Raw genomic sequence first — 25,863 nt, forward strand, 5'->3', positions numbered from 1 at the left:
ATAAAACGTTCTAGTATAAATTGAAAATAAATAGTATAATAAGAAGGGGTAGGGTAGTTTTTCGCTCCTTCTTATTTTCATAAGAAAGTAAAACACAAACTTTCTCACATTTTGTAAACTATGATTTTTCCTCATTACAAACACCATTTAAAATCTTTAAACTACTAGGTACAAATAGTAAGCTACTTCGAAAAATTTAAGTAACTATAAGCGAACCATTGAGTGTACATGCTCACAAAAAGATAATTAAATTTTTCTTAACTGAAAATAAAGAATAGCTTTTTTATTTGTAAACAAGTAAGTGTAAAGAAAGAACAACCATCAAAATAATATCCACATTTTATACATAAACGCTTCAAAACAAGAAGAAATAAGAGGATAAAGGGGAGATAAACATGACAGTAAACAGTAATTTTACAATTGAAGACAGTTATTTGGGGTATGAGAAAACGTTACCATCAAAGTTAAAAGTAGGTCAAGCAGTAAAACAACTAGATAAGAAAATCAGAATTGACGGAGTAGTAATGAAACAAAAGATGTTTATCCTTACTTTACTTCAAAAAGGATTTAAACCTAAATTTGTAGAGAATTACACATATGTAATGAAGAACGGTGAATACTCCAAACCAAAAGATTCCTATCAAATGGAACATGAAGATTTATCATTCTACGAAATCAATAAAACACTATTTGACTATGCAAACTACTTAGTAGATAATGCATTAATCAGTCCAACAATCGCAGAGGGGTATATTGAGACGGAACGTGCAGAAGTACAATTAGGTATTGAAAGAGAAAAACATGAAGAAGAACAGAAGAAAAAGGAAGAAGACCTTGCTAAAGAAAAAGAGAAACAAGAATTAGAAGAACGTAAGAAATTACGTTACAGTAAAGGTTTGAAAATATATTCTAGGAAAGCAGATTCAATTGTACGAAACGAGGTAACTCGTGTCATGAAATTCTTTGCAGACGAGGGGTATATTAACGATGATGCGTTAGCAAAAACTGAATATGTATATCAAAACGTGAAGAATAGAGTGGTTTCTACATTAGCAGATTGGAGCAGTATTTTATCCGCTTTAGAACATGCTATTGAAAGACATAGGTCAGGAAAATTTAACCTTGACTATATAGATACTAACGTGTATATGATGTATAAAGTATTAGTAAAACTAATAGACGTAGATTTAGATGGAACAGACCGTGACTTACGTAATAAAGTAAAACTATTTATTACAAAACCGAATATCGTTACAAAAGGAAATCGTCCTTTGTCTGAGATTTTAATAGATGAAAACAACCTTGGAAGTAAAGAGAAACTACTAGAATTAGCTTCTCAAATGACAATATCTGATTTAAACACAAGTGGTCATATCTATTTAACATATCATAGAGAAACTGGTGAGTCTGATATTTACGGTGAAAGTGATATACCATCAACTCATGTGAAAGTAGAAGACGTATCCGTTAAATTACAACATGTATTCCATAGAATGCCTGATGTGAGTAAAGCAAAACCTGATTGGAATTTAATATTCTACTATTTAGATAGTAACTTAGAGGATGTTCAATAATGGCAACAATTTCGAGTAATAGTAACCAAGTAGAAGTACCTGTAGCAAAAGAAGAGAAATTACAAATTGTTAGGAAGTATAATAGTTCTATACGGTACACAGACAAGTTAGATAATACAATAACCGCTACTGTTTATCGAGTATATAATGATGTTTCCTATCAAGACAAGAAAAGATTAAAAGACCTTGATATTACACAATTACATGGGTTTGTAAAAGATAGTATGCATCAAGTATTAGTAGACGAAGAAAGTATTCTCAATACAATACTACGTGCAAAACAGTTAGACAAGCTAGGTAAATTGAATGTACAGGAGTTAAAACTGAAAACTTTCATCAAGTACAAGGCTCTCATAGATTATTTAGGGGTAGACTTGAGTCTGTCTCAGATAGAGTTAAAAACAATTGTCAAACGGATTGTTAGTTTAGATAATTACTATGTTGGGAATGTAAGACCTACATCTATGATTCTATTAGATGATGAGAATTTTGGTTCTGTAGAAAGTCTAGTAAACTATTTAAAAGATTTTGCATCAAAATCAGTATCATCAGACCATATATTACTAATGGAAAATCCGTTTAGTAAGGTAAGAGAACCTTATGTAGAATCTCAAGCACCTTATGGTTGGGTTAAACTAGAAGATATTACAATGAAGATTATAAAGATATTCCAAGTAACGGAATTAACTTACAAAGACCTTGATGTAGAGTTATTTCTAGGTTACATTGATGGGGTATTATCGTTAGAAAGTTAAGACTACTTAGGTAGTCTTTTTCTTATGGAAACTTTTTATTTATAAGACAAACTACATAGAGAAAAGAATAATAGTTGACAAATCAATGATTTTATGGTATAATAGAAGTGTAAGTTAAAGCAGGAGGTTATAGATATGTGTAAATCAAACGAGTGTAAAGTTATTAGTTGTAAAGGTAGAGTAGTAAATAAAGAATATTGTCGTAAACATTTAAAGGCATTACTAGACGGTACATTAGAGTGCAAAGTTTCAGATTGTAATAGAGAAATGTTATATGATGGATATTGTGGCAAACATCATATGCAATGGAGAAGGTATGATAGAGTCTTTACAGATTTAGAATTTAAAGAGATAAAACCAAATTTATTTTGTAAAGTAGACGGATGTTTAAGCAAACGCAACTCAGGAGGATATTGCGAAGAGCATGGGTATGTTAAATTAGATGAGAAATTTAAGGATAAATGTAAAGAAAAGGGATGTTCAAGTAAGTCTGTTGAAGGAGACTTATGTATTGAGCATTATATAGAAAAGAAAAAGTTAAACTTAAAAGATACAGTAACTCCTTATGATAAAGGAGAAGACCGTACAGGAACAATGTGTAAAATTGTGTATTGTTGTAATGGACAGGAGATAGATGGTTACTGTGGAAAACATGCTATTCTTATTAGTCTAGGTAAACTTGAAGAGGAAATGTCAAGACGAGGGACAGTGAAATGCAAAGTAGATGGTTGTGAATCGTGGGTTAAAAATGGAACTCTTTGTCCTATGCATAAAGCACATATGAAGAGATATGGTAGAGTATTAACAAAAGAAGAACATAAGCAGAAAACACCTAAGGCATATTGTAGAGCAGAAGGTTGTTATGTAAGAGAACCTAAAGGTCGTTATTGTGAAGACCATCAAGATATTGGAATGAAAGAATTAAAGACTTCAAAAATAAAAGATAATCTTTGTCTTCATGAAAACTGTAAAAGAAAAGTATTTATTAATAATATATGTACAACTCATTATATAAAAGACGAGGGTGAAATCAGCTTAAACGGAGTATCAACTCCTTATGATAAAGGAGAAGACCGTACAGGAACAATGTGTAAAATTGTGTATTGTTGTAATGGACAGGAGATAGATGGTTACTGTACAAAGCACGCGATTTTAATCCATGCAAATAAGTTAGAGTCTGAAATGAAACGAATTGGAAGAGTAAAGTGTAAAATAGACGATTGTATACAATGGTCTAAAACGGACGGTTTATGTGCTAGACACAAAAACCAAGAAAGGAGATATGGTAAAGCTCTAACAGACAAAGAGTTTAAAGAAAAGAAACCTCATTTATTTTGTAATATAGATGGTTGTTTAAACCGTAAGGCAGAAGGTAAATATTGTGAAGAACATCATCAACTAACAAAAATAAACTGAAAGCTATACAAAAGAAACTAAAAAGTAAACAATAACGGATAAATAAAACAGGTTCTTACAAAAGACCTGTTTTTATTTTTTGTTCAAAGGTGGGGTATTTAGACATGAAACTATGTAAAGAAGAAACTTGTTCAAATAGGCATTATAGTAAAGGTTATTGTAGAAAACATTATATGAAATTTGAATATGGAAAGAAACCTTGTAAAATAAAAGGGTGTCCAAACAAGGTACATGCAAAAGGGTATTGTGACTCACATTATAAAGAACTTATCTATTTGAAAGGTAAAACTTGCAAGATAGAAGGATGCAACAAACCGTATCATGGGAAAGGTTTTTGTACCAATCATTACTATGAGTATAGAGTACATAGTAGTAAAGAAAAAGAAGTTAGACTTTGTAGTATAGAAGGTTGTACAGATAAGCATTACGGGAAGGGGTATTGCTCTAAACACTATCGAATGAATCGAAAGACTGGTAGTCCAATTAGTCCTTCTGAGAAAATACGAAACCAAGGTTGTTCTATAGAAGGGTGTGATAATGAACATAGAGCAAAAGGGTATTGTTCGAAACATTATCAGTATTACCACAAGAAGGGTTTAATTCAGTAGACTTATACGTTATGTATCTATACACTTGACAAATTGAGAAATCTATGTTATAATAGTAAGTATAAAGAGTGGAGGACAAAGGGTATGTGTCAGTCAAAACAATGTAAAGTAGAGGGATGCGAAAACAAGAAGAAAGCAAGAGGGTTATGCAACAAACATTATACAAGGTTTAGCAGATATGGTACACATAAACTATTACATGAAGTAGTGAGTGTGAAAGGGAAACCATGTGAAGTAAACGGGTGTAAAGAAACGCAAAAAGCAAAAGGGTTATGTAACTATCATTATTTTGAAGAATGGAAGAGAAAGAAAACAAAGGTCTGTTCTATAAACAAATGTTCTTCAAAGGAGTATACAAAAGGGTTATGTCAAAATCATTATATGCGTCAAAGAGACGAAAAGATAGAGAAACTAGAGAAACTGGGGTAAGATGGTATGAAAGAAAGAGAATTAGACTTCTATTCATTAATGGAAGGAAAGAAGCAACTAGCACAAGAAATGGCTAACTTGATGAAGAGTGGCTACACAGAGTCACAAGTTATTGATTTAGTTTTAAAAATGTATGGAAATCAATAAACAAGAGTAGAAACTATTTAGAATCGAAGTGGGGTAGTAATTATGTGTACAGAAAACAAACAATGTAAAGCAAAGAATTGTCAGAAACGAGAATTAAGAGAAGGATTCTGTAAAGTACATTTAATTCAATTTCTAAATGGAGAAGAGATTGAAATCGGTACAAACGAATGTATTATTGAAGACTGTAATTTAGAAGCCGTAACAGCAGTTGGTTACTGTCATACACATAAGAACCAAGCATACAGATGGGGTAGAGCCTATTCAGAAAAAGAGTTAAAAGAGGTCAAACCACATCTATTCTGTAAGGAATCAGGTTGTATCAACAGAAGAAAAACTGGTGGTTATTGTGAAGAACATAAACATCTAGTAAAAGACGATAAGTTAAAGTGTAGTGAACCAAAATGTAAGCACAAAGTCTTTAAAGATGGAATTTGTAGACAACATTATATTGAGAAACTAGATTTTTCACAATTAAAAGGTGTTGTTACACCTTTTGACAAAGAAACAGTTCGAAACGATGATTGGTGTCGTATTAAAAATTGTAAAAATGATGCGAAATATGAAGGGTACTGTTTTTTACATGGTAGACTCATTTTAGACGGAGAGTTGGATGAGTACATGACAGACAATGGTTCAAAACTATGTACGGTATCAGACTGTGACGAGATTGTAAAAGGAAAAGGTTTATGCCATAGACATTATCAACAATTTAATAAATATGGTAAAGCTTTTACGAACGAAGAACACAAGAAGATTGTACCTCAGTTTTATTGTATTGAAGACGGTTGTTCAGAAAAGAGAGAACTCGTTCAGTATTGCGGGGTACATGCAGTAAAACATAAAAATGATACCGAAGCACAATGTTTCGAACCAAGATGTAGAGATAACATATTTAAAGACGGTAAATGTGCGATACATTACTATGATAGTCAAAGACGAGGTGAATAATATGTTACAAAATAAATTAGGTATAACAGACCAAATTGAGTTAGCTAGGGAAGAGGAACGTATAAGTAAGTTAAAAGCAAAAACTTTATATGATAGTGGGAAAATAGATAAAATAGAAATTGGGACATTTAAAGGTTTATCAGACATTCATAGATGTCTGTTTGAAGATATTTATGATTTTGCAGGAGAACAAAGAAAAGTAAATATTTCAAAAGGTAACTTTAGATTTGCCCCTGTTATGTATTTAAGTGTAGCCTTAGACTATATAGATAAAATGCCTCAAACAACATATGATGAAATAATTGCAAAGTATGTAGAAATGAACGTTGCTCATCCTTTTAGAGAAGGTAATGGCAGAAGTATGCGTATTTGGTTAGATTTAATTTTAAAGAAAGAAATACAAAAGGTAGTAGATTGGAACTTAGTAGAGAAAGAAGCCTATTTGTCAGCAATGGAACGTAGTCCAGTCAACGATTTAGAAATTAGATATCTATTAAAACAAGCATTAACAGATGATATTCAGAATAGAGACGTATTCATGAAAGGTATTGACGTAAGTTATTACTATGAAGGGTATACTGAATACAATACAGACGAGTTATAAGAAAGATACCTCTAGAGAAAATTAGGGGTATTCTCTATGTAAATATACAACAAGAATATAAAGTATAAACGTATTAGGAAGATAAAGTAGGTGTTAAAATTGTCATCCAAACAATGTAAAGTAGATAACTGTACAAATAAGGTATTAGCAAGAGAAATGTGTTCAAAACATTATACGCAATGGAGAAAACATGGTGAATTACGACCTGACTTAGAAAAGCAGAGACATGATATTTGTACAGAAGAAGGTTGTAACAGAAAGCACTACTGTAAGGGGTATTGTAACAAACATTATAAGCAATATAAATCACATGGTAGAACTACACCTGAACTAGAAAGAATCGGTAAAACTAAGATTTGCAAAGTTGATGATTGTAATAAGAAAACGTTAAGTAAAGGGTATTGTAGTAAACACTATTCTCAATTATATAAATATAATACATTAAGACCTGATATCGAAAGAGGTAAGATTAGATTATGTACGGTAGACGGGTGTGAGAATAAGTATAAAGCAAAAGGATATTGTACAGGTCATTATGTTCAGTTCAAGAAGTATGGTTACATTGTAAAACCAGTTAAGCAAGAAACAAGACTATGTAAAGCAGAAGGTTGTAATGAACCAATACGTGCGAGAGGTTGTTGTGATAAACACTATCAACAACTAAGAATACACGGTAGTTTGAAGTCTAAGTCAAAGAAACTATGTAGTGTAGAAGGTTGTACAAGCCCACATCAATCAAAAGGGTTCTGTAACAAACATTATAAACAAATAACTCGACATAATGAAATAATAGACTATAGATTACATAGAGGTTGTATGGTAGAAGGTTGTAACAATAAACACAAGGCGAGGGGACTTTGTAAGAAGCATTATCAAAGAGTAATGAACACATTAAACAAGGTACAAAATACATATAACATCAAAGTAGGGGTAGTAAACGAATGATTTGTAAGGAAATAGATTGTCATAGCAAAGTAAGAGCAAAGGGGTATTGTGCTAAACACTATACACAAATACAAAGGCATGGTAGAGTTACACCTGAGAAAGAAAAGCTTCAAAACGGTGGAATTTGTAAGATAGAAGGTTGTAATCAGAAACTAAGAAGTAGAGGTCTTTGTTCAAGTCATTACTACCAACACATGGGATTTTATCAGATGAAAAAGAATAAAGAGAACTCGTAGGTCTACAAGTAGTAGACCTTTTTGTTTACCTTTATATATTTGACAAATAGTAAAACTTATGTTATAATATAGTTAGATAATGTAAAGGGTGAGAGATATGGCAAAGAAGCATAAAGTTTGTACAGTACCAAACTGTAATTTGGTTTACTACGCAAGGGGTTGTTGTAGGAAACATTATAATCAGATTAAAGAATATGGTAGACTTACACCTGAGTTAGAAATAGTAGGAATAACGAGAAGATGTTCCGAGAGAAACTGTAATAATTTACATTATGCAATTGGTTTATGCGAGAAACATTATCATCAGAAACGCATATATGGTCAAGTTGTTAGTGAGGTAGAGGACAATGAACCTTGTGAAGTAAAAGACTGTCCTTTTCCAAGGAGAGCAAAGGGGTATTGTAGAAAGCACTACTCACAAATGTATAGAAACGGTGAAATCAATACCGAAGTAGAAAGAGATAGAGTTAAATTATGTATAGTAGATGGTTGTACAGGAAAACATAAATCACATGGTTATTGTTCAAAACACAATCATCAAATAAATAAGTATGGTAGAATTATAACAGACGAGGAAAAGAAGCAGTATAAGACTTGTCAGTTAGAAGGTTGTAGTAATACTCATGTAGTTGAGGGGTATTGTGGTACGCATTATAATGAAAAGAGACTAACTGGTAAAGTTACAATTCAAACAGATAAGGTGAGAAGAGAAGGTTGTAAGGTAGAGGGTTGTAAGAATAAGTATTATGCAAGAGGATTTTGTCGGAAACATAATACAGAAGATAAGAACAAAGGGGTAGTGGTATATGGAACAAATGATAAATAAGGTAGAACATTTTATTTATGAGATTAATCAGTTACATAAAGAAGTTTCACAAGATTACTTTGAAACTAATAAGGAAGAAAGATATAACTTATCAAAAACGATTACACATGTACCTGTAGACTATATTTTAGATTACAGATTAAATTTACATGAATGTATAAACGATTATCTGATGAGGGGTTTAAGTCCTTTATTCTTTGTCTACCGTGTTAAAACACATGAGAGTATTATGGATAAACTAGAAAGATATGCAAACCGAGAAAATAAGTACCCTGTAAATGGTTGGTTAAATGATATATTTGGTTGTAGATTAATAGTAGATACAGAAACAATGGAGTTAATTGAAAATACACTAGATAAGTGGAAAGAACAATTTAATCTGAAAAACTGGTATAAGAAAGACAAAGATGGATATAAAGCGATTCATGTTTATTTTAAGAATCAAAACAATGTATATTTTCCTTGGGAACTTCAAATATGGGATGAGAAGGATAAGAAACAAAACATACAAGCACATAGAAGTCAAAAGAGAAAGTTTATATTAAATAGAAAAACAATGATGGCACAATGGATTAGAGACTATTAAGAATAGATAAAGAGAAGGTCTACTTATTTGTAGACCTTTTTAATTATATTCTATCTAACTTGACAAAAACTTAAACTTATGGTATAATAGTACTATATAAGAAATACAAATGAAGATATAAATAAAGAGACTGGCGTGTAGAAGTATCCTGTATAGAGTAGGAAACTGTCCTTAAAAGCAGTCTGAAAAGGTTAAGGTAAAAGAAGTCACCAACAAGATAAGCATATGAAACGAAAAGATAAAAGTATCTGATAAGAAAGAAGGGTTAAGTATGAATCAAGTATCAGACCAGTTAGAAGTGGCAATTGTACAAGGTTTAGAGAAACATGTTCGTTCATTTATGAATAAAGGGGTAGTGGCTTTTACGCCTAGTACATTAGATGCGACTCTTTTACGTATGAAAGGTGAAGTTGAGCGTTTATTTCAGGATAAGTACGCTGTACTAGACTTAGTTGATGAAGCAATTGGTTTAAGTCAAAGAAACCGATATAATCAATACAACATGAGTCCATTAGAAATGGCAAAGTTCCATTTTATTAAAGAAGAACTAAAGTTTTCAGTAGCTTGGACAAGACAAGATATCCTAAACAGTATAGAAGAGTATCTGAATAAAGATAAAGAGTTGCCTAGAACTAAAGTAAACGTATTATCTCTATTAGCAAATGAAGATAATTTTGGTTCAAACGAAGAAATGGTGAAGTTTATTGATGGTCATGAACTGGACATCTTAAAAGACTTTACAAGACATATTTACCTTACAATGAATAAGGAAACTGGTGTCCGTGATTTACATTTTTACCATTATGTACCGGAAAACTACTTAAAGTTAGAAAATATCACATTACGATTAAAATATGTATTTCTTAACTTAGTAGATAGAAATAAAGAACTAGATTGGAATGAAATTGAGTCGTTATTAAATACTTCAAACTTAGAATTGGTACGTAAAATTAAAGGGTTAGCATAGTAGGTGACAAATTTGTGTACAGAACAGTGTAAAACAGAAGGTTGTCAAGAAAAAGTAATAGCAGACGGATATTGTTATATACATTTTATGTCTGTAAGTAGTAAAACAAAAGATAAGAGTCAAAAGGCAAAAGAAACAATTATTGAAAACTATGCTATAACTTGTATGGAACAGGGTTGTGAGCAAATAAAGACCTACAAAGATAGATGTGATAAACATACTACTTTACACTATTTACAAGAAAAGGTTCAAATTTGTAAAATAAATGGATGTCTAAACGAAGTACACCAAGATGAGTTATGTAAGTATCATAGCAGACAGAAAGAAGTTTTAGGGTTTACAATCGAGACTGTACCTACCGTTAGACTTTGTAAGGAAGTAGGTTGTCTTCATGATGGGGTATACAGACAATATTGTAAAAAGCATTACATTGAGCATAAAAGAGAAGAAGATGTAGGGAAAGACTTATTCTGTAAAGAAGAACAATGTAGTGAAATAGCAGAAATAAAGGGGTATTGTTTAAATCACTATAAATCAGAAGGTAAACAAGTAAAAGGTAAGGATAAAACTCCAAAAGTAGTCGTAACGTTAGAAATGTCGAATAGGTGTGGGATAAAAGATTGTACAAAAGTTTTATTTGATGAAGATTTTTGTGAAAAACATGCTAACTTAATAAATTCGCAAGTGTCTGTAGATGAATCTTTCAACAATACAGGTTTTGACAAGAAATCTATACAGACTTGCATCGTAGATGGTTGTGTTCATTTGGAACATAAATTTGGGTTATGCGAATATCATTATAATGACATAAGTGAATTAGGAGACTTTAAATCAGACAAGGAAGTATTTGAAGACCGAAGATGTGCGGTAGAAGATTGTCGTTCAAAACGTACTAAGGTAATAAAAGACTCCTGTTTCTGTAAGTCACATTATGAAGAGTTCGTAAATAGAGAAAAGATAGCAAAGAAAATCAAGAAGAAAACTGAGAAACTATGTAATGTATTTGAGTGTAATGAGCCTAGAGATACAAGACTGTATTGTTCGTATCATGCGGAGCATATCAAAATGGGCTATGACTTTGAAATGAAAGACTGGTGTAGTCAAACAGGTTGTAAAGAAGAAGCAAACATGATGATAGGTAAGAAATACTACTGTAAGAAGCATGGAACTTGTAAGACAAGATATTGTAGAAATCCAGTTCATCAAAACGGACTATGTAAAGAGCATGTATTACAAAAGCAAGAAGAAAAACAGTGTAAAACCATGAATTGCGGTGAAAAAGCGTATAGAAAAGGATTATGTATCAATCATTATACGATAGCAAAGAACTTAGAAAGAGGGGTATAATTTGAGTACTTGTAAAGTAGAACATTGTGGTAGAAACACGAGAGCAAAAGGTTACTGTCACAAACACTATCAACAGTATTTAAGAACGGGAACAACATGGTTAGGTTATAGTGAGTTTCCTACTAAACAGTGTGAAGTACCAGACTGTGATGGTAGGCACTTCGCTAAGGGGTATTGTAATCGTCATTATCAACAATTTAAAGTACATGGAGAAGTTAAAACTGATTTGGAAGTACAACAAGAAAGAATTTGTTCCGTAGACGGTTGTTGCGGAAAGGTACTTGCAAAGAAAATGTGTGGTAAACATTACTATCAAGTAAGACGTAAAGGAAAAGTTGTACAATTAGCATAGGAAACAATAAGGTAAGGAGTCTTTTAGATGTCAAAAGGTCAATGTGAAGTAGCAGGATGTAGTATTCCTGTACACTCAAAAGGGTATTGTAATAAACACTATCTTCAAATATGGAAACATAAGAAGTTAACACCTGAGTTAGAACGAATGAAGGTAACTGATTGTATTATACCGAATTGTGATGGTAAGGTGCGTTCGAAGGGGTATTGTAGTAAACATTATTATCACTTTGTTTTAAAAGAAAAAGAAAAGAAAAAGAAGTTAAAGTCTACAGGAACAGATAAGTAGTTCCATTAAACTATATAATAAGAGGTGGATAAGGTGACGATTTGCAAGGAAGAAGGTTGCAATTCGAAACAACATGCAAAAGGGTTATGTAACACACATTATCAAAAGAGTAGACGAAATTCTTTACATACAAGTCGTGGCATATGTAGTGTAGACACTTGTAATCTACCGCACTATGCTAAGGGGTATTGTAATAAACATTATCAAAGCAGAAGAATGGCTAAGATAGTAGGAGACAAGCCACCGAAACCAAGAAAAGTTTGTAAAGTAGAAGGTTGCCAATTAGACCATAGAGTAAAGGGTTATTGTCGAAAGCACTACTATCAAGTTAAGAAACACGGTAGAGTATTAGATAAGGTACTAAAAGTAGACTACTGTATAATAGAGGGTTGTCACCGTGTAAGAGAAGCAAAGGGATATTGTCCGAAACATTATCAAAGAGTACATTAAAAGACTAAGAGTTTACTATTGTAATAGATTTAAGTATCAAAACTATTACAAATAAATTGGTAAACTCTTTAAATTTGTCTTAAACATTATTGACATATACCTAAATTTATGGTATAATAAGTATGTGTTAAGAAAAGGTAGTAAATACATATGCCTATTAAATGTTATAAGAATACATATGACTAACTAACCATACAGTGTGCTAGGAACGTAAATAATAGGTTTGTGCAATTATGGAACGTTTGTCTGTATAAACATAGATTCATAGTTTAATAGGGTATGAGACAAAAGAGTAAACAAAATAAACTAATTAAGGGAGGGTTAAGATACTGAAAGAGTCGATGGACTACGGTATCGAAAACAACATGAAGAAATCAGTTAAGAAACAAGCAGTCGCACTATCCACTACGCTTGCCGTTTTAGGTGGTATGCCAGTTGGAGCATTAGCAGAAGAAACAGTTAAAACTGAGGTAGACCAGTTACGAATTTCCGAAAGTGACCAAGTAGAGCAGAATAGTTTATATGGTTCTGAGTTGGAACTGGAAAATAAGAAAGAGGATGTTAAGAAAGAAGTTAAACAGGCAACAGCAGAAGTAAAAACAGAAGTTGCAAAAGAGGAAGTAAAAACAGAAGCTACTACTGAGAACAAAGCAGTAGAAGTAAAGAAAGAAGAAAAGGTTGAACCTGTTAATCAAGAGGAGGTAAAACAGCCAGTAAAAGAAGAGAAACAAGAAGTTAAGCAAGAAGTGAAACAACCTCAACAAAAGCAAGAAGTAAAAGAAGAGGTTAAGCCTGAGGTTAAGCCTGAGGTTAAACCAGAAATCAAGCAAGAAAACAAGGAAGTAAAACCAGAAGTTAAGCAAGAAGAAGTTACTCATGAAGAAGAAGGTCATGAGCATAAGACTGTAGAAGATGTGCAAAAAGCTAAAACTGGTGAAGTAACAGAGTTTGAAGCATTACAAAACATCCATAACGCTTTTAAAGGTGAAGACGGTAAAGGTGATGGAAGTTCTCGTGAAATCAAACCGAAACGTACTAAACGTTCATTAGCTTTCAGCGCACCTACTCAAACAACACAGAAAAAGGGTTCAATTGCAGGTATTCCTTTCACTGAATGGATTGTACCAGCAGGAAACTTAGATATTCGTCCACAAAACCCTATGAAAGCGAAATATATCACGATTCATGAAACAGCGAACACGGAGCGTGGAGCAAACGCTGAGAATCATGCGAAGTACCTTTACAATCAAGCAACTCAAGGTACTTTCAGAACAGCTTCATGGCATTTCACTGTAGACGATAAAGAAATCTACCAACACTTACCTACAAATGAAAACGGTTGGCACGCAGGAGACGGTCAAGGTTCAGGAAACATGGAATCTATTGGTATTGAGATTGCAGTTAACCAAGACGGTGATTACAATAAAGCAGTTGAAAACGCCCAAAAACTTGTTGCTCATTTAATGAAACAAGAAGGTATCAGTGGGGATAACTTACGTAGACACCAACAATGGAGTGGCAAGAAATGTCCTGACATTATGATTTCTCGTGGTAACTGGAATAACTTTGTTAATGGTGCAAAAGGATTTGCAGGTCAAGGGGTAGGTATTGATAAACCTCTTGAAGAAAAAGAAGAAACGGTAAATCCAAACGAACATAATCCCGCATCACCTAACATTAAGTTAACGGTTAATGGTTATGGGGTAAACGTTCGTAGTGGAGCAGGTCAAAACTATGGTGTTGTAGATAAGCTGAACAAAGGTCGTGAGTTCAAAGTATTATCTATTAAAGACGGTTGGTATGAAATTGAAAAAGGTAAATGGGTATTCTTTAACCCAAGTTGGATTAAATTGACTTACAATGCCTACGATAAACCAGTACAACCTGAGCAAAAACCGGAACAAAAGCCTGAACAGAAACCTGAGCAACCACAAGTACAACAAGGTAAGAAGATTGTTATAAACGGTCAAGGGGTACGCCTACGTAGTGGAGCAGGTACAAACCACGGTGTTGTAGGTAAAGCACAATATGGTCGTACTTACGATGTATTAGAAGAATCAAACGGTTGGGTAAAAACTTCTGATGGTTGGATTTACAACGATTCAAGTTATATCCGAACAATTAATAATGGCGGTGGAAACACGAACCAAGGTGGAAATACTGGTGGAAACCAAGTACAACAAACTGGTAAAAAGATTATCGTAAAAGGTAATGGCGTTCGTGTTCGTAGTGGAGCAGGTCAAAACCACGGAGTATTAGGCTATGTTTCATACGGTCAAGAGTTTACTGTAGAAGCGGAATCAAACGGATGGGTAAAAACTTCTAGAGGTTGGATTTATAATGATTCTAGTTATATTCAAACTGTAGGTCAAGGTGGAGGTAACTCTAACCAAGTACAAGCAGGTAAAAAGATTCAAGTAAACGGTAGCGGTGTTCGTATGCGTCATGGAGCAGGTTTAAACTATGGTGTTAGTGGGTACGCTTCTAAAGGTAAAACATATACTGTACATGCTGAGTCTAATGGTTGGGTGAAAGTAGACGGTGGTTGGATTTATAACGACTCTAGTTATATTCGTTCACTGTAAGAATTTAGTACCAATAGGGGTAGGGCTATAGGTAAAACTGTAGCCTTTCTCTATGATTATATGGAATGAATATATAAATATTCAAAACTAGCAATATTTTTATCATAACAATGTTGACATATGGCTAAACTTATGGTATAATAAGTATATAGTAAAGAAGAGATAACAAAAGAAAATACTAGTATTACATTGGGAAAACATATTAGTAGTTTCAAAGATTCATACTATAGCAAGAGAATATCGAGTTAAACAAAAAAAAATAACAAAACGAATGGGGGTTCGAGATACTCTATTAAGTCGTAGTAATAGTCGGGGTATCGAACAAAGAAATGAAAAAGTCAATTAAGAAGCAAGTAGTCGCACTAACAACTGGATTAGCAATTCTAGGGAGTATTCCTGTAAACGCATTAGCAGACCAAACAGACAAATTACAAGTAGCAACTGGGGAACATTTAAATCAAGGTACTAACCTTACAAACATCGAATTACAAACACCTGATGTGAAAATTAACGAAGCTGAAATTTCACCTAATGAAAAGGTTTTATTAGACGAATATAAGCACAAACATGATACATCGGCTGAAATGGAAAAGATGAAAGAAGCTAAAACGGGAGCAGTTGACCCTAACGAGGCAGTACAAAACGTAGAAAATGCATTTAAAGATGTAGACGGTAAAGGTGACGGTAGTTCTCGTGAAATGACACCTAAACGTCAAAAACGCTCTTTAGCATTTGCACCTACACAAACTACTAAACGTTATGGTACGTTAGCAGGAACTAAATTTGTAGAGTGGATTGTACCAGCAGGTAACATTGATATCCGCCCACAAAACCCTATGAAAGCACGTTACATTACAATTCATGAAACTGCAAACACTGAACGAGGTGCAAACGCAGAAGCACATGCTAAGTACCTATATAACCAAGCAACTCAAGGGACATTCCGTACTGCATCATGGCACTTTACAGTAGACGATAAACAAATCTATCAACACCTTCCAACTAATGAGAACGGATGGCACGCAGGAGATGGGAATGGACCCGGAAACCGTGAGTCTATTGGTATCGAAATCGCTGTAAACCAAGATGGAGACTATAATAAAGCATTAGAAAACGCTAAACGTCTAGCAGGTTACTTAATGAACAAAGAGGGTATCCCTGCAAGTAACATCGTAAAACATCAACATTGGTCAGGTAAGAAATGCCCAGACATCATGATTTCTCGTGGTAACTTTGCAGGATTCGTACAAGGTATTGAATGGTATGCAAGTCTAAACAATACTCTTGAAGGTATGACTGATACACAAGAAAATAACAATTCAAATGAAGTAAACCCTGCTGAACCAGTTATGGAACTAGTAGTAAAAGGTTACGGTATTAATATCCGTAGTGGAGCAGGAATCGAGAATGGGGTAGTTGGTAAAGCAAACAGCGGTGATAAATTCCGAGTATTAGCAGTTAAAAACGGTTGGTACAAAACAGAAAAAGGTTGGATTTTCTACGACCCAAGTTACATCAAAATTAACTACAATGTAGAAAACCCACTTCCAAAGCCTGAGGAAAAGCCAAAGCCTGAAGAAAAACCTGAGGTTAAACCTGAGCAACCAATAGATGATATTACTGGTGGATGGTTCGAACCACATATTCGTGAACTAAACAAACGTGGTATCATGGTTGGTGAAGGTAATGGGGTATTCGCACCTTATCGTGCAGTAACTCGTGCGGAATTTGCTAAGTTAATCTCTAACTCTTTACAACTTCCAAGTGGTAATGCAAACTTTAAAGATTTAGACCATGCACACCCAACATTACAAGATGGTATTAAACGTACAGCAAGTGCAGGAATCATTCAAGGTCGTGGAGACGGTATCTTTGACCCTAACTCTCCAATTACTCGTGAAGAGTCTGCAATTATGGTAGATAAAGCGTTACAATATAAAGGTATTGTTGGTGACTTAAACGGTATGCCATTCCGTGACAAACACCTTATTAACTACAAAGATGCAGTAAGTCGTCTATTCAGTTTAGGGGTAGTAAACGGTGTAGGTAACAATGAATTCAACCCACATGGTACAACAACTCGTGGTGAGTCAGCCGCATATCTAATGAAGATGTTAAACGTAATGGAAAACAATAAAGTTATCGGTGAATTAACAATTAACGATTTCGGTCTTGAAATTCATAAAGAAGCTACAAACGATAGTGGTTTAGTACGTAAAGCATTTAAAGGTGAAGTAATCAATGTACTTGCAGAGAAAGACGGTTGGTACAAAGTAGGAGCGAACGAGTGGATTCAAAACTCTCCTTCTAAAATGTCTTACCAAGCAAAATAATACGTATAAATAATCGAATATAGGGGTAAACTAGCTACAGTTCTATCTGTAGCTTTTCTCCTATTAATCTTGTATGGGGTGTAAAAGATGGATAAATTAACAGAAGACTTGTTAAGAGAGTTGTACATAGAGAAAGGTATGTCAGACCGAGAGATAGGAGACTTATACGGAGTTACAAGAGCCAATATATCTTATCATCGGAAGAAATGGGGTATTGAAGGAAAACCTTCTTTATCAAAGAAAGCTATTCAAGACGTACAAAATAAATTGGATTCTCTAGGGTTTGTAGTAGAAAACATGAAGAAAAAGAATACACATCATATATTTGATTTGTTAGTAGAAAATACAATAAGACTAGATATTCGGTCTACAGAAACATTACAAGAAGATACTTTTAGATTTAAGTTATTAGATAGTGATAATTCATGTTTACTAGAATCAGATAATAGACTTCAATTGAAAAATGGTCGAACTAAGAAGATTTTAAGAAACACATGTGATTTTGTAATACTTGTAGGCTACTTAAAAGGAGTAGCAAATTTTTGGGTAATTCCTTCACGAAACTTAAAAGATGATTTAAATGGTATCTCAATTAGACCTTATTCAGATTCCAGTAAGTATTTAGATTACAAAGATTCATGGGGTAGTATTCGTCAAACCATTAAGTTGCAAAGAGTGAATAGAGTAGGTTAATTTTACCATTTTAAGGGTAGAAAAAGTAAAAGGGTTAATGATTTTGATTCCCTAGTAGAGAAAGAGAAACGGAATTATAAGAAATAGGTAAAAAGAAGCATGAAGGTTAAACGAAAAAGATAAAGAATAAAACAACAAACTTTATGCTAAGGAATTTAAGCTTTATATACATATACATAGTTAAACTATACAAACTAGATAATTAGGAGTGGCAAACATGGTAGCAGTTACAGAAAGCCAATTAAGAGATTTATATGAAGTACAAGGTAAGACTGATAAACAAATTGCAGGAGAGTATGGTGTAGATAGAACCCGTATCTCTCAATTACGTAAACAGTGGGGAATTACTACAAGACTTACTGTATTCGATAAAGGTGTAAAAGACGTAACAGATAAATTGGAGTCTTTAGGTTTTAAAGTAAAGAACGTGAAGAAAGATGATAAAACAGCTAACTACGATTTACTGTTAAATGACTTAATAAAGATAGAAGTAAGAACATCATCGGCTTTAGACAGAGGTAGACAGCATTTCAGATTACTGGAACAAGCTTCTACTGGGGTAGTCGAATCAGATATTCGTATCAAACTAAAGAATGGTCATTTCAGAAAGTTATTTAGACGAACATGTGATTACATTATCTTTGTGGGGTATGAAGAAGGAAACATTAATTATTGGGTGATGCGTTCAAGTACGGTTACAGATACGATTCAAAGCCTTGGACTTAATATTTCACCAATGGTAACGAGTAAGTTCGATGTATGTAGGGATGCATGGCATATCATCATATAATAAAATAGAATATAAGTAGAGAAGAGGTGATAAATATGTCAGAAAGACTATGTAGTGTAGAAGGTTGTGTTGGAAAGCATCAAGCAAGGGGTTTATGTAGTAAACATTATACTGAATACAGAAGGTCATTACAGCCAAAGAAACCTAAATTTACAATACCAAAAGAAGAGTTAGTAAAGTTATATGTAGAAGATGGTTTGAATGATAAACAGATAGCAGAACTGAAAGGAACATACCCTTTAAAGGTTAGTAAGTTGAGAGAAAAGTACGGTATTGCAAAACGAACTTTAAAAGATGTAATACCAAAAGAAGAGTTATATGAACTCTATGTAATGAATGGGTTAACAGATATACAAATAGCAAAACTGAAAAATGTAGGAGATACTACAATATTTCGTTTAAGGAACGAGTATGGTATTGAGTCGAGTCATAGAAGCTATTTAACACAAGAGCAATTGTATCAGCTATATGTCGTAGATGGATTATATGACGAAGAAATAGCAAAATTAACAGGGTATCATAAAGACTCTATTAGCAAGTGGAGAAGAGACTACGGAATTAAAGCACACTCTAGAAAAGGTACAAAGAAAAAGGGTACAAAACGTAGAAGTATAATAGTAAAAGAACAACTATACCGACTGTATACAATAGATGGTTTAACAGATAAGCAAATTGCAGAACAAATAGGAATAACAAGTAGTCATGTATCTTACCTAAGAAAGAGTCGGGGTATCGAAACAAGACCTACAATTGTAGCGAAATCTATACCTTATGTAGAAAGCGTACTAACAAAACTAGGTTTCCAAGTAACAAACATAAGGGAAATAAAGTATAACGCTACTCACGATTTATTATTAAACGATAAAATCAGAATAGATGTTAGAACTACAGAGTCTCTACAAAGAAACAATACAGAACTTAAATTTAAGTTATTGGATTCAGATGATTCAAATTTGAAAACATCAGATATCCGATTTAGAGTTAGTAGTGGTCGCACAAAACGAGATTTACATCTTACATGTGAATATATCATATGTGTGGGGTATTTGAATGAAAAACCTCATTGTTGGGTTATACCTTCTAAGGATTTAAGAAAAGACTTACAAGGTATTTCAATCAGTCCTTACGCTGAAAACAGTAAATATGAGATTTACGCAGAAGCATGGAACTTGATAAAACCAGTTAAGAAAGAAATACTAACAAAGAAAGAGTTAGAAAGGCTATATGTAAAAGAAAATCTGTCAGATAGTAGAATAGCGAAACGAGTTGGAGTAAGTACAGCAACAATAGGAAATCTTAGAAGAGCATATGGTATTGAAGCAAAACGAGATATTCAAGAAATGTCTAAGCAAGAGTTAGAGAAACTATATGTAGAAGAGGGACTAACAGATAAAGAAATAGCAGAACGTAAGGGTACGTATCCTACTAAGATAAGAAGATTGAGAGAAAAGTATGGTATCGAAACAAAGTCTAGAGCTACAATTAGTAAAGAGGAATTAACTAAACTGTACGTAGATGAAGGAATGTCAGATAAAGAAATAGCAAAACAAAAAGATGTATCACTCGAAACTGTGTATCGTTTAAGAAGAGAATACGGTATCAAATCAAGACCTTCTGTACCAATACTAACAAAAGAACAATTGTACCAGTTATACGTTGTACAAAGATTATCGGATAGTAAGATAGGAGACATATATAAAGTATCGAAGAAAACAATTGCAAAGTTAAGAAAAGAGTATAATATCGAAACAAACCCTACGATTTCTCTTGTAACTAAAGAACAATTACATCATCTGTACGTAGAAAAGGAAATGAGCGATGGTCAGATAGGAAAATTGTTTGGGGTAACTAGAGAATCAATTTTAAAATACAGAAACAAGTATGGTATCGCTACAAGACTTACAATAGCAAACAAAGCAATCCAAGACGTAGGAAATCATTTAGTTCAATTGGGTTTTCACGTAGTCAATATAAGAGGGGTAGACTATGCTTCTTTTTATGATTTACTGTTGAATAATAGACTACGTATAGATATAAAAGCAACTGAATACGTAACAAAAGATGGATTCTTTAAGTTTAAATTACTGGATAAGGATGAATCAAACTATATAGGTAGTAATTCAAGACTCATTGTAGATAGCGGTAGAACCAAAAGAAACCTACACGATACATGTGATTTCGTTATTTGTGTGGGGTATTACAACAACAAACCTTACACATGGGTTATACCTTCAAAAGATTTAAGAAAAGACTTACAAGGTATAACAATAAACCCTAATCTAGAAAACAGTAGATACTTGAGATATTCGGAAGCTTGGCATTTATTAAGATAAACTAGAAAGTAGAAAGGAGGTAGTTTATCTTATGGCATTTAAACTATCAAAAGAAGAAATGTATAAGTTATATGTAGAAGATGGCTTATCAGATAGACAGATAGCAGAATTAAAGGGTGTGAACACGTCTACAATCAGACGATTGCGAGTAAAGTATGAAATCGAAACAAGGGGTAGACATAATGTAGACCCTACACAAGTATTAAGTAAAACAGAATTAGAAAGATTGTATATAGAAGAATGTTTATCAGATAAAACAATTGGTAAACAAGTTGGTTTGAGTCATTCAACTGTTCATAGGTTGAGAGTAAAGTACGGTATCGAAAGAAGACCTGTAAAAAGAGCCTTTACAGAAGAAGAGTTAAAACAGCTATACATTAAAGAAGGTAAGACGGACGAACAGATTGCAAAATTAAGGGGTATTACGGCAGGAGCAGTAACGCATTTGAGGAAGGTATATGGGATTGAAGCAATAGAAAGGGCTGTAGTACCAAAAGAAATATTGATAGACTTATATGTAAAACAGAAAATGACAGATAAAGAAATAGCTGAACAATATAATTGTGCAGAAAAGACGGTCTGTAGTTTAAGGAAAAGATTTGGTATACAAGCAAACAGAAAAAGATGTTCCTTATCGAAAGAGCAAGTATATAACCTATATGTAGAAAAAGGTTTAAGTGATAATCAAATCGCAAACTTATATGGTACGTATTCCGCTACAATTTCTAGTTTGAGAGAGCGTTACGGTATTCAAACGAAAGAAGTCATAACAGACCATTCATTACCGTATGTATACAATATTTTAGTTCAATTGGGCTTCCAAGTTGAAAACATGAGACAACATACGCATATGTTATTTTATGATTTCTTATTAAACGGTAGAATTCGTATAGATGTAAGAACTTCAACCACTTTCTATAATAACAGTTTAAACTTCAAGTTATTAGATAAGGATAATTCAGGATACACGGAATCAGATGTAAGACTGAGAGTAGATAGTGGAAGAACAAAGAGAAATATAAGAAATACATGTGATTTCGTCATTTGTGTGGGGTATATAAAAGGAAAACCGCATTGTTGGGTAATACCTTCTAGAGATTTAAAGGAAGATTTACAGGGTATTACAATTAGACCGTATTCAAATAGAAGTAAATATAATTTCTATGCAGAAGCATGGAGTTTAATTAAGTAAAACATTATCTTAAACGAGGTGGTAATCGTTATGTCAGATAAGATGAGTAAGGAAGACTTAATAAAAAGGATTCAACAAAGTCCAAGCGGTAAAGTTTGGAATGAAGACGAAATCAAACAATTATTAATGACAAACCCAAAAGCAGTATATAGTGGGATTCTTGCAATATATAAGTTACAGACGGAAGAAGAGAAGAAGAGTCGAGAGACTCAAGTACAAAACGGTATGGGTTTTAATGCAAACGATAGTGTAATCATGTCTAGCTTTGCAGAACAGATTCTACAAGGCAAGATATTATCACAAAGACAATTCGCAGTAGCATCTAAACGTATTTTAAAGTATGTAAATCAGTTAACTGATATAGCAAACGAAGATTACTATTAATAAAATAAGAGGTAAGATATGAAACTATGTAGTGTAGATGGATGTAAAGTGAAACATAGGGCAAAGGGCTATTGTCCAAGACATTATAGACAAGCTAGAGCAGGAAAAGAAATTACATTGGAGTATATCAATCAAACTGGTAGGGTTTGTAGTCTAGATGGGCGTAACCGAAAGCATAGAGCAAAAGGGCTGTGCAAGTTACATTATGATAATGCAAGGTATACAATAAGACCCACTAAACCAATAAGGTTATGTACAATAGCAGGTTGCACAAAGAAACACCAAGCAAAAGGATTATGTTTGAATCATTACAATCAAGAACGGTATAGGAGAAAGAAGGTTTAGAATGCTAAATACTAAACTATGTAAGCTATTTGGGTGTAAACAAAAGAGCTACGCAAAGGGGTATTGCAGTTCTCACTACGACCAGTTCCGTAACGGAAGAAAAGTAGGAGAAGTAAAAAAGTATAAAACACATTGTTCTATAGAAAACTGTAGCTTAAAACATCATGCAAAAGGATATTGTAGAAAACATTATGTTCAAATAAACAAACATGGTAAAACCTTACCTGAGAGGGTAAAAGTTTGTGTTGTAGATGGTTGTGAAGAGAAACATCATGCAAGAGGTTTTTGTAGAAAGCACTATAACCAAATAGGCAAGCTAGATAAACTATTACCTGAGAAAGATACAACATGTAGTGTAGAAGGGTGTGATGGAGAGAGTCGGACAAGGAATATGTGTTTAAAACATTACACTAGATGGTATCGTAATGAAAAGAAGAAACCCAGTAACGAGAGTTACTACAGTAAACAATATTATAGTAATAAGGAGGAAGAAACATGTTTGTAAGTGAAAGAGGTATAGCACTAATTACACAAACCAATGAGACAAGGATGTTAACGGCAGAGGATTATATGAAATGGTATAATCTTTACATCATTGAAACAGATGGTACAGTTAAAGGGGTAGAAGATGATAACGAGATTTTATTTGAGGGTTGGTATGACCATTGCGTTCGACCTGATACTTTTAAGAAACTGGCTGAATCGCTAAATGCATCATACGATGAGAAGACTTGGAAAGCAGTCATAGATATGTACGAAGAAATGACAGACTCCAAGTGGGAAGAGTAAGGTTTACTACTCTTCCTTTTGCTTTTACTTGACAAATTGATAAACTTATGGTATAATATAGGTAGAGGAAATACGAGAAATAGCTAGGTGAAAGGGTGAACTAAGTGGCAATTAAACCAGATGTATTAGAAGCAATTAATTATTATACAGAGGTAACTGGTGAATCAGTATCACAGTTCTTAGAAGGTATTGATTCCTTACTTACAGTAAACGAAGAAGAGTTAACGAATAACGATTGGTTACGTAAACAAATAGCGAAGCTAATTAAGAATAAAGGGGTATCTCTAGACGAGATTATCAAGAATAAAGATTTATTGATGGCAAAAGATACAAAAGAGGAAGACGGAAGTTTCTACACGCCTTTAGAGTGGGCGGCTGAGACTCATAGAATGATAGAAAAATATATTCCGAATTTAGAAGATTATGTTGTATGGGATGCAAGTTGTGGTTCGGGAAACTTATTAGCTGAGTTACCACCTTGTAAAGAGTTATATGTATCCACATTACATCAAGAAGACGCTGAAATCGTACAGAAACGCCTACCACATGCACATGCATTCCAGTTAGACTTCTTAACAGGAATTGATTACAACGAGTGGGTAACTGAATTTACAGACGGTCTTCCTGAGGGGTTACAACGAGCGTTAAGAAATAACGAACCTATCCTTTTCTTAATGAACCCACCATATAGTATTACCAATGCTCATAAAACACAAGTTGCAAAACATTTAAAAGCGATTGGTAAAGAGGAACTTGCTTCGGATTTATTAAGACAGTTCGTATGGCGTGTATATAACTTAGTAGATATACATGGACTATCGAATTCATACTTTACGTTAATTGGTACAAACAGTCTTTACATCATGAATTCTTGGGAGAGTACAGTAAGAGAAATGCAAGAACATGCAGACTACTTAGAAGGATTTACATTCCCTGCTAGTGAGTTTGCAGGTATCGAAAAATCAGTTCAATGGGGTATCTTCTCAACGATTTGGAAAACAACTGAGTTACGAACTGTAGAAACTTTACCTAGTATTCAGATGACGGCAAAGAAAAAGGATGAAAACGGAGTTATTTACGATGATGGGGTATTGGATTTTGTATGGGACAAACAATACATGCCAAACTGGATTCAAAGTAAGATAACGAAAGGGAATCGTATTACAGTTCCAGTTACATCCGTTAGAGGTGTTCCAAAAGTAGACGCTAATGGAGAAGTATCTACAGTAACAGGGTTAGACAATGCACTTGGTTATTTCTTAGTAAAGAGTACATTTAAAGACATTGCTAACTTCAACGGTATTGGTACATTACCGATAACACTTGGTACTGTTCCTGTAACAGAAGAAAACTTTAAAGACGTATGTGGTTGCTTTGCATTCTTATCTACATACAAGAATGACTTTAATGATTTAGCAAGACCATTTAACGAGCCACATACAGGTTCAGATGAATATCGTGAATGGATAGCAAACAGTATCTTATTCTCTATATGTGCAAGAAAAGGGTACATGTTCTCTGTCAGAAACATTGAATTTAATAGAGAGATTAATAGTGTAAACTCTACTATTTTCCCATTCTCACATGAACAAGTAAGAGAGTATTGTCAAGATGAGAAGGTACTAAAAGACTTAGAAGAAAACCCAGTAGATAATTCTTACTTCCTAAACTTAGTAGAAGAGTCTAAGCCTTATGCTTGGAAAGGGGTAATGAACTTATACAATGCAGTAACAAACTTCATTAAGCAGTCTTATAATTATAGACATACAATGGATTATGAAGGAAGTACAGTAGCATGGAACGCTGGATTCCACCAGTTGAAACAAACAGCTATTTGGACAGACGAAATGGAAGAAGCATATGTACAAGCCTTGTCAATTGCAAGAGACGAGTTTAGAGAAAGAGTAAAAACTCATTATATCGTCTAAGTAAGGGGTAGAT

General features: G+C 33.5%; 28 protein-coding genes. All 28 read left to right on the forward strand.

From position 1 onward, the window contains the following. Window positions 1–395: 395 nt before the first annotated feature. The 28 genes from ASE54_RS25810 to ASE54_RS25940 all read left to right on the forward strand — a co-directional run bounded on the left by ASE54_RS25810 (window position 396) and on the right by ASE54_RS25940 (window position 25,850). Entirely contained in the window at window positions 396–1,574 is a 1,179-nt protein-coding gene (locus ASE54_RS25810) for a hypothetical protein (protein ID WP_000217822.1), read from the forward strand. Further along, complete coding sequence (locus ASE54_RS25815; RefSeq protein WP_000201403.1) at window positions 1,574–2,329, forward strand: hypothetical protein; 756 nt, start codon at window positions 1,574–1,576, stop codon at window positions 2,327–2,329. Before ASE54_RS25810 ends, ASE54_RS25815 begins: the two co-directional genes overlap by 1 nt. A 135-nt stretch (window positions 2,330–2,464) precedes the next feature. Next, window positions 2,465–3,745, forward strand: coding sequence for a hypothetical protein (locus tag ASE54_RS25820; RefSeq protein ID WP_000335336.1), 1,281 nt, complete (start codon window positions 2,465–2,467; stop codon window positions 3,743–3,745). Window positions 3,746–3,849: 104 nt separating this feature from the next. Next, window positions 3,850–4,353, forward strand: a complete 504-nt coding sequence (locus tag ASE54_RS25825) for a hypothetical protein (RefSeq protein ID WP_000762320.1) — start codon at window positions 3,850–3,852, stop codon at window positions 4,351–4,353. Between the two features lie 84 nt (window positions 4,354–4,437). Next, entirely contained in the window at window positions 4,438–4,782 is a 345-nt protein-coding gene (locus ASE54_RS25830) for a hypothetical protein (protein ID WP_000336610.1), read from the forward strand. A gap of 6 nt (window positions 4,783–4,788) precedes the next feature. Then, entirely contained in the window at window positions 4,789–4,929 is a 141-nt protein-coding gene (locus ASE54_RS36555) for a hypothetical protein (RefSeq protein WP_000664337.1), read from the forward strand. Between the two features lie 42 nt (window positions 4,930–4,971). Then, a complete protein-coding gene (locus ASE54_RS25835) occupies window positions 4,972–5,877 on the forward strand; it encodes a hypothetical protein (RefSeq protein WP_000337345.1) in 906 nt (301 codons plus the stop codon). A gap of 1 nt (window position 5,878) precedes the next feature. Then, window positions 5,879–6,481, forward strand: coding sequence for a Fic family protein (locus tag ASE54_RS25840; protein ID WP_000940046.1), 603 nt, complete (start codon window positions 5,879–5,881; stop codon window positions 6,479–6,481). 90 nt (window positions 6,482–6,571) lie between these two features. Next, the gene (locus ASE54_RS25845; RefSeq protein ID WP_000916258.1) at window positions 6,572–7,426 is read left to right on the forward strand and encodes a hypothetical protein; all 855 of its coding nucleotides are present in this window, start codon (window positions 6,572–6,574) and stop codon (window positions 7,424–7,426) included. Continuing rightward, the gene (locus ASE54_RS25850) at window positions 7,423–7,662 is read left to right on the forward strand and encodes a hypothetical protein (protein ID WP_000562885.1); all 240 of its coding nucleotides are present in this window, start codon (window positions 7,423–7,425) and stop codon (window positions 7,660–7,662) included. Before ASE54_RS25845 ends, ASE54_RS25850 begins: the two co-directional genes overlap by 4 nt. Window positions 7,663–7,759: 97 nt before the next feature. Next, window positions 7,760–8,488, forward strand: coding sequence for a hypothetical protein (locus tag ASE54_RS25855; RefSeq protein ID WP_001074677.1), 729 nt, complete (start codon window positions 7,760–7,762; stop codon window positions 8,486–8,488). After that, entirely contained in the window at window positions 8,469–9,074 is a 606-nt protein-coding gene (locus ASE54_RS25860; protein WP_000437070.1) for a hypothetical protein, read from the forward strand. Before ASE54_RS25855 ends, ASE54_RS25860 begins: the two co-directional genes overlap by 20 nt. A 271-nt stretch (window positions 9,075–9,345) precedes the next feature. Further along, a complete protein-coding gene (locus ASE54_RS25865; protein WP_001077666.1) occupies window positions 9,346–10,041 on the forward strand; it encodes a hypothetical protein in 696 nt (231 codons plus the stop codon). A 3-nt stretch (window positions 10,042–10,044) separates the two neighbouring features. Then, a complete protein-coding gene (locus ASE54_RS25870; RefSeq protein WP_003299306.1) occupies window positions 10,045–11,388 on the forward strand; it encodes a hypothetical protein in 1,344 nt (447 codons plus the stop codon). A gap of 1 nt (window position 11,389) precedes the next feature. Beyond that, window positions 11,390–11,740, forward strand: a complete 351-nt coding sequence (locus ASE54_RS25875; protein ID WP_000102056.1) for a hypothetical protein — start codon at window positions 11,390–11,392, stop codon at window positions 11,738–11,740. 27 nt (window positions 11,741–11,767) lie between these two features. Next, window positions 11,768–12,028, forward strand: coding sequence for a hypothetical protein (locus ASE54_RS25880; protein WP_000033629.1), 261 nt, complete (start codon window positions 11,768–11,770; stop codon window positions 12,026–12,028). 33 nt (window positions 12,029–12,061) lie between these two features. Next, the gene (locus ASE54_RS35220) at window positions 12,062–12,478 is read left to right on the forward strand and encodes a hypothetical protein (protein ID WP_000150832.1); all 417 of its coding nucleotides are present in this window, start codon (window positions 12,062–12,064) and stop codon (window positions 12,476–12,478) included. A gap of 341 nt (window positions 12,479–12,819) precedes the next feature. Next, window positions 12,820–15,063, forward strand: coding sequence for an SH3 domain-containing protein (locus ASE54_RS25890; RefSeq protein WP_000384440.1), 2,244 nt, complete (start codon window positions 12,820–12,822; stop codon window positions 15,061–15,063). A gap of 329 nt (window positions 15,064–15,392) precedes the next feature. After that, entirely contained in the window at window positions 15,393–17,396 is a 2,004-nt protein-coding gene (locus ASE54_RS25895) for an S-layer homology domain-containing protein (protein ID WP_000748220.1), read from the forward strand. Between the two features lie 87 nt (window positions 17,397–17,483). Beyond that, on the forward strand, window positions 17,484–18,089 hold the full coding sequence (locus ASE54_RS25900; protein ID WP_000359713.1) for a hypothetical protein: 606 nt from the start codon (window positions 17,484–17,486) through the stop codon (window positions 18,087–18,089). A gap of 217 nt (window positions 18,090–18,306) precedes the next feature. Beyond that, entirely contained in the window at window positions 18,307–18,879 is a 573-nt protein-coding gene (locus ASE54_RS25905) for a hypothetical protein (RefSeq protein WP_000226864.1), read from the forward strand. A gap of 35 nt (window positions 18,880–18,914) precedes the next feature. Beyond that, complete coding sequence (locus ASE54_RS25910) at window positions 18,915–21,212, forward strand: putative DNA-binding transcriptional regulator (protein ID WP_000003987.1); 2,298 nt, start codon at window positions 18,915–18,917, stop codon at window positions 21,210–21,212. A 31-nt stretch (window positions 21,213–21,243) separates the two neighbouring features. After that, on the forward strand, window positions 21,244–22,404 hold the full coding sequence (locus ASE54_RS25915; protein ID WP_000874688.1) for a hypothetical protein: 1,161 nt from the start codon (window positions 21,244–21,246) through the stop codon (window positions 22,402–22,404). Window positions 22,405–22,434: 30 nt separating this feature from the next. Further along, window positions 22,435–22,788: a hypothetical protein gene (locus tag ASE54_RS25920; RefSeq protein WP_001280971.1), complete on the forward strand. Its 354-nt coding sequence runs from the start codon at window positions 22,435–22,437 to the stop codon at window positions 22,786–22,788. Window positions 22,789–22,806: 18 nt separating this feature from the next. Continuing rightward, window positions 22,807–23,133, forward strand: coding sequence for a hypothetical protein (locus ASE54_RS25925; RefSeq protein WP_003255851.1), 327 nt, complete (start codon window positions 22,807–22,809; stop codon window positions 23,131–23,133). Window position 23,134: 1 nt separating this feature from the next. Continuing rightward, window positions 23,135–23,638 carry a hypothetical protein gene (locus ASE54_RS25930; protein ID WP_003255848.1) on the forward strand — a complete coding sequence of 168 codons (504 nt, stop codon included), beginning with the start codon at window positions 23,135–23,137 and terminating at the stop codon, window positions 23,636–23,638. After that, window positions 23,629–23,922, forward strand: a complete 294-nt coding sequence (locus tag ASE54_RS25935) for a hypothetical protein (protein WP_000498118.1) — start codon at window positions 23,629–23,631, stop codon at window positions 23,920–23,922. Before ASE54_RS25930 ends, ASE54_RS25935 begins: the two co-directional genes overlap by 10 nt. Before the next feature lie 104 nt (window positions 23,923–24,026). Continuing rightward, entirely contained in the window at window positions 24,027–25,850 is a 1,824-nt protein-coding gene (locus tag ASE54_RS25940; RefSeq protein ID WP_000985645.1) for a hypothetical protein, read from the forward strand. Window positions 25,851–25,863: the final 13 nt, after the last annotated feature.

Source organism: Bacillus sp. Root131 (assembly GCF_001429475.1).
GTDB lineage: Bacteria > Bacillota > Bacilli > Bacillales > Bacillaceae_G > Bacillus_A > Bacillus_A thuringiensis_S.